Origin of the sequence: Rhodococcus sp. EPR-147 (assembly GCF_001647185.1) — a bacterium.
GTDB lineage: Bacteria > Actinomycetota > Actinomycetes > Mycobacteriales > Mycobacteriaceae > Rhodococcoides.
This window is the reverse complement of sequence record NZ_LVCU01000092.1, coordinates 1-10,451: the sequence shown is the minus strand read 5'-3', so window position 1 is coordinate 10,451 and position 10,451 is coordinate 1. Positions and strand designations below refer to the sequence as shown.

General features: G+C 64.2%; 9 protein-coding genes. 2 read left to right on the top strand and 7 right to left on the bottom strand.

The features are described 5' to 3' along the window. Positions 1-146: 146 nt before the first annotated feature. From A2J02_RS04560 to A2J02_RS04550, 3 genes are read right to left on the bottom strand one after another with little or no spacing between them, the layout of a single operon-like run. Complete coding sequence (locus A2J02_RS04560) at positions 147-1,907, bottom strand: ABC transporter ATP-binding protein (RefSeq protein WP_068047351.1); 1,761 nt, start codon at positions 1,905-1,907, stop codon at positions 147-149. Next, complete coding sequence (locus tag A2J02_RS04555) at positions 1,904-3,616, bottom strand: ABC transporter ATP-binding protein (RefSeq protein ID WP_068047346.1); 1,713 nt, start codon at positions 3,614-3,616, stop codon at positions 1,904-1,906. The genes A2J02_RS04560 and A2J02_RS04555 overlap by 4 nt, the downstream gene beginning before the upstream one ends. Beyond that, positions 3,613-4,557 carry a methionyl-tRNA formyltransferase gene (locus A2J02_RS04550; RefSeq protein ID WP_068047345.1) on the bottom strand — a complete coding sequence of 315 codons (945 nt, stop codon included), beginning with the start codon at positions 4,555-4,557 and terminating at the stop codon, positions 3,613-3,615. Before A2J02_RS04550 ends, A2J02_RS04555 begins: the two co-directional genes overlap by 4 nt. A gap of 274 nt (positions 4,558-4,831) precedes the next feature. Between A2J02_RS04550 and A2J02_RS04545 the strand changes: the two genes are divergently transcribed. After that, the gene (locus A2J02_RS04545) at positions 4,832-5,296 is read left to right on the top strand and encodes an SRPBCC family protein (protein WP_068047344.1); all 465 of its coding nucleotides are present in this window, start codon (positions 4,832-4,834) and stop codon (positions 5,294-5,296) included. A 295-nt stretch (positions 5,297-5,591) separates the two neighbouring features. On the opposite strand, the gene A2J02_RS04540 is transcribed toward A2J02_RS04545, so the two are convergent. The 3 genes from A2J02_RS04540 to A2J02_RS04525 form a co-directional block, all read right to left on the bottom strand. After that, entirely contained in the window at positions 5,592-6,410 is an 819-nt protein-coding gene (locus A2J02_RS04540) for an Fpg/Nei family DNA glycosylase (RefSeq protein ID WP_068047343.1), read from the bottom strand. Positions 6,411-6,460: 50 nt separating this feature from the next. Beyond that, entirely contained in the window at positions 6,461-6,904 is a 444-nt protein-coding gene (locus tag A2J02_RS04535; RefSeq protein WP_068047341.1) for a carboxymuconolactone decarboxylase family protein, read from the bottom strand. 697 nt (positions 6,905-7,601) lie between these two features. Next, complete coding sequence (locus A2J02_RS04525) at positions 7,602-8,429, bottom strand: helix-turn-helix domain-containing protein (RefSeq protein WP_068047335.1); 828 nt, start codon at positions 8,427-8,429, stop codon at positions 7,602-7,604. Positions 8,430-8,564: 135 nt separating this feature from the next. Here A2J02_RS04525 and A2J02_RS04520 point away from each other — a divergent pair, with 135 nt between their 5' ends. Beyond that, positions 8,565-9,494 carry an SDR family NAD(P)-dependent oxidoreductase gene (locus tag A2J02_RS04520; RefSeq protein ID WP_068047332.1) on the top strand — a complete coding sequence of 310 codons (930 nt, stop codon included), beginning with the start codon at positions 8,565-8,567 and terminating at the stop codon, positions 9,492-9,494. Positions 9,495-9,497: 3 nt separating this feature from the next. On the opposite strand, the gene A2J02_RS04515 is transcribed toward A2J02_RS04520, so the two are convergent. After that, the coding region (locus A2J02_RS04515; protein WP_156516089.1) for an AMP-binding protein at positions 9,498-10,451 on the bottom strand (954 nt) is incomplete at its 5' end.

The following is a 10,451-nucleotide window of genomic DNA, read 5'->3' as shown; positions in this document are numbered from 1 at the left end:
TGGTCGTGGGGAGCTCGAGTCGCCACGCCAGCGAGTACGTGCCCTCGCCTGCGTCGATCTGCGCGGCGGTCCAGACGGCTCTCTGTGCGGGGGTGATTCGAGGTGCGTCGAGCATGGTCATCCGGGTCTCCTCGTCGTGGGTGCGTCTACTCGACATCTGTTCTGCCCGACCATGCCGACCAGAGACGCGCATATCGGCCGTCTGCTGTCACGAGATCGGCGTGGGTGCCGGATTCCACGACACGGCCGTGCTCGAGCACCACGACCGTGTCTGCTGCCACGGCCTGCGTCAGCCGGTGCGCCACGATCACCGTGGTCCGGCCCTCGGTCGCCGCCGATGCGGCTTCTTCGAGCAGGCGGGCTCCGCTACTGCCGGCCTCCGCGGTCGCTTCGTCGAGTATTGCGACCGGGGGATCGGACAGGATCAGTCTCGCCAGTGCGAGCTGCTGCCCTTGGGATGCACTGAGCGGATGCCCGTTCTCCCCGATGCGTGTGTCGAGGCCCTCCGGCAGAGCCCGGACCCAGTCGGCAGCTCGGACCCGATCGAGGGCGTCCCACAGAGCGGCGTCGTCGGCATCCGCGTCCGCGAGCCTCAGATCGTCGGCGAGAGGGCCGGCACTGATGTGGACGTCCTGCGAGAGGATCGAGATGTGCCTCCTGAGTCGGTCGGTACCGAGATCACGTAACGGGATGCCGCCCAACGTGACCGAGCCGCGGTCGGGCTCGAGGGACCCGGCTGCGAGAAGCGCGGCAGTCGTCTTTCCGGCACCGGTCGAGCCGACCACTGCCACCGTACTTCCGGCGGGAACGCTGAGCGAAATTCCGTGCAGAACGTCGCCCCCGGTGGAGTAGGCGTACGTGACGTCGGATAGTTCCAACGTCGCGTCGACAGGTTCGGCGTCGATCCCTGTCGTTCGAGTCGATGCCATGTCGACCACGCCGACGAGACGATCGAGGCTGGCACCGGCGGATTGGATATCGTCGAACAGGAACAGCACCGTACCGAGCGGGTTGAACAGTCGATGGAACATCAACGTTGCAGCGGTGACTGCGCCCAGAGTCACGAGATCGCCTCTGACCAATAAGAACCCAGTACTCAGGATGATGGTGAGACCCACCAGTTCCGCGCGGTTCTCCTTGCCGACGAAGCGAGTCAGCAGTGTGAACGTGGCGATGGAGAAGTCCCTGGCGCGTTCGGATTCCGTCTCCACGGACGCGACAGCAGTGTCTTCGCGGCGGTACGCGCGCACCGTGCGCGCGCCTTGGATGTTGCTGATCAGCGCCTGCGAACGATCGCCCATCGCGGCCCGTTCGGCAGCGTAGAGAGGGCCGCTGCGCGGCAGATACCACCGAAGAGCGGTGACGTACAACGGTAGTGCCAAGCTGCCGGCCAGCCCGAGACGCCAGTCGATGCCGTACATCGTCACGACGGACACCCCGATCAACAACACCGCGTTCACCACGGCAGGGAGTACGCCGTTGACGGCGCGGGTCACCTGGGACACGTCATCGCTGATGCGCGAGAGCACATCTCCGCGTCCCGCCCGTTCCACCGTGCGGGTGGGGAGGGCGAGAACTCGGGTCACCACCTGCTCGCGCAGCTGTGCCACCACGCCTTCGCCCAGTTTCGCCACGAGGTAAGCCATCAGTCCGGCGAACACCCCGTTGACGCCTGCGGCGATCATGACCAGAACCACCACCATCACGATCCGGCCCGGCGGCCCGCCCGCGACGACCTCGTCGACGAGGCGACCGAGAATCAGGATCGGTGCCAGAGCCGAGACGGCGGAGACGATGCCGACAAATGGAGTCAGGGCAACGAGCCCTGGCCTGGCCGCGAGTTGTCCGCGTAGCCACGACCACGATCGTCCGGCGGTTGCGACGGGCAGACGGGTGTCGTCGGTCATCGCAGCACCGCCTCCGCGTAGCCCTCGGCCCGTTCGAGGAGAACTGAATGGGGTGCGTCCGCCGCGATTCGGCCGTCACGTATCACCACTACCCGGTGAGCCACGGACAGCAATGCAGGACTGCTGGTCACGATGATCGTCGTTTTCGGGGTCCGTACGTTCGGCCCGTGACGAAGAGTCGCGATACCCCGAGCGATGGTGTGTTCGGTGACCGAATCGACTGCGGTGGTCGGTTCGTGCAGCACCAGTACGGGAGGCTCGGCGAACAGGGCCCGTGCCAGCGCGATGCGCTGTCGTTGTCCCCCGGACAGATTGGCACCCCTCTCGGTCAGCCGCTGTTCGAGACCGTCGGTATGACTGTCGACGATCTGGTCTGCACCCGAGGCGCGAAGCGCTCCGTCGAGCTGTCGGTCGGTGTATCCGCGTCCGGCGGTGATGTTGTTCTTCACCGTGTCGGCGAACAGGTCGGAGACGTGTGGTTCGACCACGATTGCTGCTCGGACCTGCGCGAGTTCGATGTCGCGGGTGGGCGTGCCTGCGATCAGAACATCGCCGCTGACGTCGGCAGCCGAAACCTGCCCGGACAGAACGGCCACGATCGACTCGGCGTCCTCGGACCCGTACGCCAGGATTCCGACTGTCTCCCCAGCCGCGATGTCGAGGTCGATCTTCTGCAATGACCGGTGCGTGACGCCGCGGAGTCCGAGATCGAGCCGCTTGCCGGTGATGTGCTGGTTGCCGTGGTGCAGAATTCGATCCGCTCCCAGTACCAGGGCGACGCGATCGGCCGACGCCCGCGCCCGGGCGATGATCGCCGGGGTGGAGGACAACACACCCAGTGGTTCGATGAGGAATTGCGCCAGACCGACGACGGCAATCAATTCTCCGACGGTGATGCGTCCGATGAGAGCGAAGTAGCCGGCTAGCCCCGCGACGGATGCAGCAACCACCGCGCTCACGCCGGTGGTGATCCCCGATTGCGTCGCCAGCGATCTCGCCGTGAGCAGTGCTGCACCGAGGGCTTTCGCGCTGGCTTGTCGATAGCGCGTCGCCGCTACAGTTTCCGCGCCGATACCTTCGATCGACCGATGCCCGCTGACGAGGTCGGTGGCCAGCGCAGTCGCCTCGGCGACCGTTCGCTGCTGCTCGGCTGCCCGCCTGGTCACCCGCGGTGCGACGAGCTGAAGCACGGCGACGAAGATCGGGGTGCCGATGAAGATGGCGAGTCCCAACGGCACGTCGATGACCATCAACGCAATGGCCGTGGCGACGACGGCGGTGGCAGCAGCCGCGATGCGCGGGAACAGATCCAGGAACCATGCCGACTGTTCGGCGTCGGTACTGGAAATGGTCAGTAGCTCACCACCCCGCAGGGTTGTGTCCAGGCCACGCGGATCGAGAATTCGACCGGTGACCTCCATTCGTATGCGGTGCGCCTCGTGCTGCAGAGCGACGTTGAGGAACCGCATACCGAACTGATAAGCCGTTGTCAGACAAAGAAACAACGCTGCAAGTCCGACGATCGAGAGGACGAACCAGGGGACGTCGCCCGAGGAAATCGCCGAGTCGATGATCCACCCCAACGCGATCGGAACTGCAGTCTCGGCAAGCTGGTGGATGCAGATGAGCAGTGTTCCGATGCTCACTCTGCGCTTGTTGCGCGTCAGTGTTCGACGGACGATTCGCCCGCCTGTCACCTCGTCCTTCATGCCGTGGGCGTGAGGTAGCCGCCGCCGGTCACGAAATAGTCGAGCGCATCGACATCGTCCCCACTTTCGGTGCGCACGCGATCTATGACGAGTCCGTGGTTGGTGCCGCGGTGGGCTTCGGGGCCGGACACGATCACCATTCCCGCGCCCTCCCTGATGAATATCCGACCGGGTGTTCCGCCGTAGATACCGTCCGAGACGTGAGCAGTGATGATTCGAAGCTTTCGGCCTTTGTGGAAGGTGTAGGCGTTGGGATAGGGATCGGACATCGCACGAACCAATCTGTCCAGGTCCTCGGCGGGCCAGGTCCAGTCGATGCAGCTGTCCGACTCGTGTCGTTTGTGGAAGAACGTTCGTTTCGTCAGGTCCTGCGGAGTCCATGTGGCCGTGCCGTTCTCGATACTCTCGAGTGCGTCCAGCAGCACCTCGGGGATCAAGTCGATCGTCGCCTCGACGAGATCGGTGGAGGTGTCCCTCGGTCCGATCGGAACCGCTCGTTGGGTGATGACATCGCCGGTGTCGAGTTCGCCGTCCATTCGGTGCGCCGTCAGTCCGGTCTCGGCGGCACCACTGATCAGCGCCCAGATCACCGGAGAGAATCCGGTGAAGGCGGGAAGCAATGAGTCGTGCAGGTTGACCGTGCCGTGCGGAGGCATCGCGAAAATCTCGGGAGGCAACCAGGTCCGCCAGTTGTTCGCAACGATGATGTCCGGTGCCCACAGCTGCAGACGTTCCTCCAAGGCTTTGTCGGGGCGCTTCGCCAAGTACACCTCGATGCCGTGATTGCGTGCGAGATCTTCGACGGAATCGGACCAAATGCTCTCGTACGCTTGCTCGCTGACCGGATGCGTCACTACCGCGACGACGTCGTGGCGTGAATCCACGAGCGTCTGCAACGTCTTGTGACCCCAAGTCTGGAAACCGAACAGCACTACCCGCATTGGCTCATCTCCATGTTTCTGCTCCGACGAAGTGGCACAGTGCCTCGCCTTGTACGTGGCCACCGGGGATTCACGTCGTACGCGATCGATCACCCCGGGCCGAGAGTTAGGCTAGCCTACCATCAACTGCAGAGTCAGGTGGGTGGGCGAAGTGGCCCCGAACTGCAGAGCCGTCGACGAAAAAGCCCAGCTGGGACGAGGTGTGACGACGGTTCGATCGAATCTTCCGGCGGTGCCGCGATTGAACGTGTCGAACTCTGGGCACAAAGGAAGAATGACCGACAACACGAAAGTCACAGTCGAACGAACCATAGAAGCTCCCGTCGACGCTGTTTTCGACGTGCTGACCAACCCCGAGCGGCATCAGGCGCTCGATGGATCAGGCTTCGTACGAAGCGTCGACCATGCCGACCGAATTCAGAAGGTCGGCGAGAAGTTCACGATGAACATGCAGGGCGATCACATGGGCGGCGAGTACCAGACCGACAACCATGTGACGGGCTACATCAAGGACAAGCTGGTCGCATGGACGACGGCACCCGCAGGCAACGAGCCTCCCGGCTGGGAATGGCTGTGGGAGCTCGAGTCTCAGGGCCCGAACGAGACGCTGGTCCGTCATACCTACGACTGGTCCAAGGTCACGGACAAGAAGTTGCTCGAGCAGATCAAGTTCCCTCTGGTCACCGAGGATCAGCTGAACGACACACTGGGTCGCCTCGCGGTCGAAGCGACGTCCTGACCCAACGACTCTTCTGGGACGCACAGCCTCAGCTCAGCCGTACAACGCTGTGGCGTCGACACTCTCTATCGGCATCCAACGCCGCCGGGAATCCGTCGACGTGAAGGTGGCCGTGCGGTCGACTCCACGGCGAAGCTCGCGGGAACCGGCGGCAGCTTGTTCGCTACGAGTTCGGTGCGCGCCTCGTCGGGGAGGTCGGCGTCCCGTGAGTCTTCGCTGAATGCGATCTCGGGTGACAATTTCGAAAAATGCTGTCTTACAGCATTATCGAGCTCGTCCCGCGCGATGGATCGGATCAGGATTGTTCACGAGAACACCACCAGGTTGTGCGGCCGCCCACCGTTCCGCGTGCCATCGGGGCACCACATCGCGGGCACGCCGCATCCGTCTTTCGGAACGGAATGATCTCCCCGGTGTGCACTCCACCTTTCTTCGTGGCCGATCGAACAGCGCGACGCAGAACAACGCGAAGCTCGTCGAGCTCCTCCGTCGTGAGCGTGTTGGCCCGCCTGGACGGGGATTGCTCGCTCTGCCACAGCACCTCGTCGGCCAGTAGATTGCCGACCCCCGCTATCGCCGCTTGATCGAGCAGGCGTGCCTTGAGAGGTGCACCGCTGGAACCGATTCGATGGCGAAAATCGTCGCGCGTGATCTCCGCGGCATCCGGACCGAGAGCGTCGATGTCGGGTTCGAGTCGAACCCGACCGAGTCGGCGCTTGTCGAAGAGTCGGAGCTGTCCACCGTCGTCGAACGTCATGGAGAACCGAGTCCACTCCGGCTTGTCGGTCGGGCGCTCGCCGACATGGGGATCGCCACCTCCGTACTGCGACGTCCGCTCGCCGTCGGGAGCGGTGACGATGACGCGCCCACCCATGCCCAGGTGTATGCCGAGGGTCGGCCCGCTCGAGCCGTCGGCCGTGACGGTCTCGCACCACATCGCCTTACCGCGTCGACGAGCCTCGGTGAGTTTCCCGCCGATCAGTGCGCCGGCAATGTCGCCCGGCATATGAGGTCGGCACTCGAACGTGTCGGTGTCATCGATGTCGACGATGACGCGACCGAGAGCTTTCTCGACGACCTGTCGGGCGTTTTCGACTTCGGGTAGTTCCGGCATGCATCCGGTGTACCCACTTCGTCGACACTATGCGCGGGTGCCGCCGTCGGTCATTCGGCTCGTTCGTCGTCCTTCGCGGGCACCAGCGGACCCAGTTCGGCATCGAGCACCTTCTGCACGACGCGCATCGCAGCCAGCGCAGCAGGCGCACCGCAGTACCCCGCCGTGTGGACGACAGTTTCGGTGATTTCAGTTCGGGTGAGGCCGTTGCGGAGAGCTCCGCGTACGTGTCCTGCGAGTTCCTCGTGGGCGCGTAGCGCGATGAGGATGCCGAGGTTGAGCAGGCTCCGACTGCGGTTGTCGAGGCCGGGCCGCGTCCACACGCCGCCCCACACGGTGTCGGTGACGAAGTCCTGCAGGGCAGCGGAGTCGGTGTCGGCGGCACTGGCAAACGCCTTCTCGACGTACTCGTGGCCCATCACGTTTCGACGGACCTCGAGCCCGTCCTCGAAGCGCGGACCCCTGTTCCGACTCGTGGCCTCGTCGTCGATCATGGTGGTTTCTCTCCTTCGTCTGCTCATGGCCGGGGTTCCAGCGGAACCCTAGGCCGAAGCGAAGTCGGTCGCGGCTCGCTCTGTTCGGTGTGCGTGCGTGGATCACCGTGATCAGGGGGAGTGATGCCACGCTCGCGCGGCGAGCCCATGAAGGCCGATCCTCCGACAGCGCTTTCGATTCCGTGAAAACTGCCGCGCCGCATGCGCGAGCGAAGTAAGCGTGCGATCGATACGAAGGCACCCAGAACGACTGCGAAGCCTGCGACCACGGCAAAGACTGCCAACGATGTGTCCATGATGTCTCCGATCCTCATCCTCGAATCCCGACCGGCCTCTGTCGATTATGAGACCCGGGACCTGCTCGGGTGGTGGAACCGGGACGTAGGTGTGTTTCGCTCCGCTCAGCGCAGAGACACTGTCCCTCCGTCACGGTCGTCGCGCGCAGGTTGTGTGTCGTCGGAGACTTGTTCTGTACGAGTTGCTTCGAGGAACAGCTGAAGAAAGGAAGAATGCTCGCCCCGTTCCTGCGAGGGCCTTCCCACTCGGGGGCCTTCCGATGCCTTCGACATATCGATTCGCGTTCCTCCCGTGTCTGCGATCAACAATCTCAGATTCTGAATAGTCAAGCAACTGAGATTGTAGATACAAAGCGCGGTACTGAGTGAACGATCGGCGACATGCGGCGACCGAGCGACTCCTAACGGTGTGCGTGGGCGGCGAGGGTGCCCAAGAGCTGCAACGCATCGGCCGAGGGGGTGTTCGGTTCGGCGTGATAGGCAACCAGGGTCTGGCCATCGGTACCCGCAACGGTCAGTTTCTCGTGCCGAAGGTCGAGGGGGCCGACCTCGGGGTGATCGAGAAGGCTGGTGCCGCCCGTTCTCAGGTGTACGTCGTGGCGCGCCCACAGCTGCCTGAACACCGCGCTCGCGATCGACAGTTCGCCGACCAGGGCGGTGAGAACCTCGTCGTCGAGATGCGTCGCCGAGACAGCCCGAATTCCAGCCACGGCGTCGGTGGTGACGCGGCTCCAGTCGCGGTGCAACTCTCGCTCGTCGGCATCGAGAAATACCGCACGGAGCAGGTTGACCCCGGGGGAGTTGTTGGGAGACAACGCCGTTGCCATTCGATTCGCGGCCAGCACCGTGAAGCGGCGATCGTGAATCAACGCCGGCATCGGCAACGCGTCGAGAAAGCGAAGAGTTCCGGCCGACACTCGCTCCCTCCTCCTCGCTGGACGGCGGGCCGAAGTAGGGGGAGTGGCCAGAGCGTGCAGGTACGCAGTGCTGTCGGCGTCGAGACGCAACACCGCGGCCAGGGCGTCGAGCACCTGCGTCGACGGAGTCTGGTTGCGGCCCTGCTCGAGCCGAACGTAGTAATCGGTGCTGATTCCCGCAAGCATTGCGACCTCCTCGCGGCGCAGACCGCGAACGCGACGCCGCCCACCACCGATGAGGCCTACATCCTCGGGGTCGAGCTGCTCGCGGCGCGCTCGAAGGTACCCACCGAGCGCCTCGTGGTTGTCCATCGCTCCACCGTAGATCCGGAACCCGGGTGATGAGTAGCCCGCACGAACCCAGGATGCCGCGGGCTCGTGATGGTTCCTGGGAGTACCTCACTCTGGGAGTGCCGCACACAGCGGATTCACGAGAAGGAGTGCGAAATGACGAGAATCGTCACACCGTTCGGTGCCGACGCCACCGCCGACGAAGTCAGCGAAGGCATCGATCTGTCAGGCAATCGCGCCATCGTCACCGGGGGCGCGTCGGGCATCGGAATCGAGACCGCTCGGACGCTCGCTCGCCGCGGAGCACAGGTCACACTCGCTGTCCGCGACGTCGTCGCCGCCAGGAGAGTCGCCGCGGAGATCGTCGCCGACACCGAAAATTCCGAGATGGACGTACGCGAGCTCGACCTCACCGACACCGCATCGGTGAGAGCCTTCGTCGACGCGTGGGACGAGCCCCTGGATCTGCTCGTCAACAACGCGGGTGTCATGGCCATCCAAGAGCTGACCCTGGTCGAGAACTCGTGGGAAAGGCAGTTCGCGACCAATTTCCTCGGCCACTTCGCCCTCACGACTGGCCTTCACGACGCCCTGCGGCTCGCCGACGGTGCGCGCGTGGTGTCGGTGTCTTCCTCGGCTCACCTGTTCTCGCCGGTAGTGTTCGACGACATCGACTTTCGCTTCCGGCCCTACGACCCGCTGCAGGCCTACGGTCAGTCCAAGACTGCCGTCGTTCTGTTCGGAGTGGCCGCGACCTCACGGTGGGCGGACGACGGAATCACGGTCAACTCCGTGAACCCGGGAGCAATCGCGACCTCTCTGCAACGCCATGTCGGTGGCACGCTCGCCACTCCCATCGAACTGCAGAAGACCCCGGCGCAAGGCGCGTCGACATCCGTGATGGTCGCTACCAGTGGACAACTGGATGGCATCGGTGGCCGCTACTTCAACGACAATCGGGAAGCGATCGCCGTCGATCACAGACCTACCGACATCACCGAACTGGCGAACTCCGTGGCCTCGTACGCCCTCGATCTCGATGTCGCCGAACGGCTCTGGGCCATTGCTGCCCGTGCCGTCGAATGACGATTACATCCCAGCGGCGGTAGGCGGCTCGATCAGCATCCTCTTCATCACCTTGCCGGTCGCGGTTCGGGGCAGTTCGTCGAGGAATGTGATGTCACGGGGAACGCAGAAGCGGCTCAAACGGTTTCGGATGTAGGCGCGCACCATGTCCGCATCGAGGCCCGCTGATCCGCGGCCGACGACGAATGCGGCCAAACGCTGCCCGTATTCGCTGTCGGGCACACCGACGACCGCGACCTCGCCGACCTGAGGAAGATTGGCGATGGCATCCTCGACGGGGCCGGGAAAGACGTTCTCGCCTCCGGAAATGATCATCTCGTCGTCCCTGCCGCAGACGAACAGCCGCCCGTTGCAGTCGATGTACCCCAGGTCGCCGGTATCCATCAGCGCAGCTCCGCGGGCGGACGCCGTCGACGGCGGTTGGGCGTTGGTGTACCCGTCGAAGAGCATGTCGTTGCCGACGAAGATTCGGCCGAGGGTTCCCACCGGAACGGCAGTACCGTCCGCGTCGAGTACCGCGACCGTCGTACCCAGCGGAGGGCGCCCGGCAGTGGCGGGGGCGGCGCGCAAGTCTTCGGGGGTGGCGATCGTTGCCCACGAGACCTCGGTGGAACCGTAGAAGTTGTAGAGGACGTCACCGAAGACGTCCATGAAGCGGCTCACGGTCGATCCGGTCAATGCCGACCCACTGCATGCGACGACGCGCAGGCTCGAAGTGTCGTAGCGTGATCGGACCTCGTCGGGCAGGTCGAGTATCCGCTGCAGCATGATCGGAACTGCGATCAGCGAGGTGCAACGGTGCGCCTCGATAGCCCGCAAGCAGTCCTCCGGATCGAATCGATCCTGAAGAACCACCGTGGCGCGCAGCGGCGTACTGATCTGTAGTGCCGCCAACCCCCAGCTGTGGAACATCGGTGCCGCGATCAACATGGTCTCGTTCATCCGGAGGGGCATGCG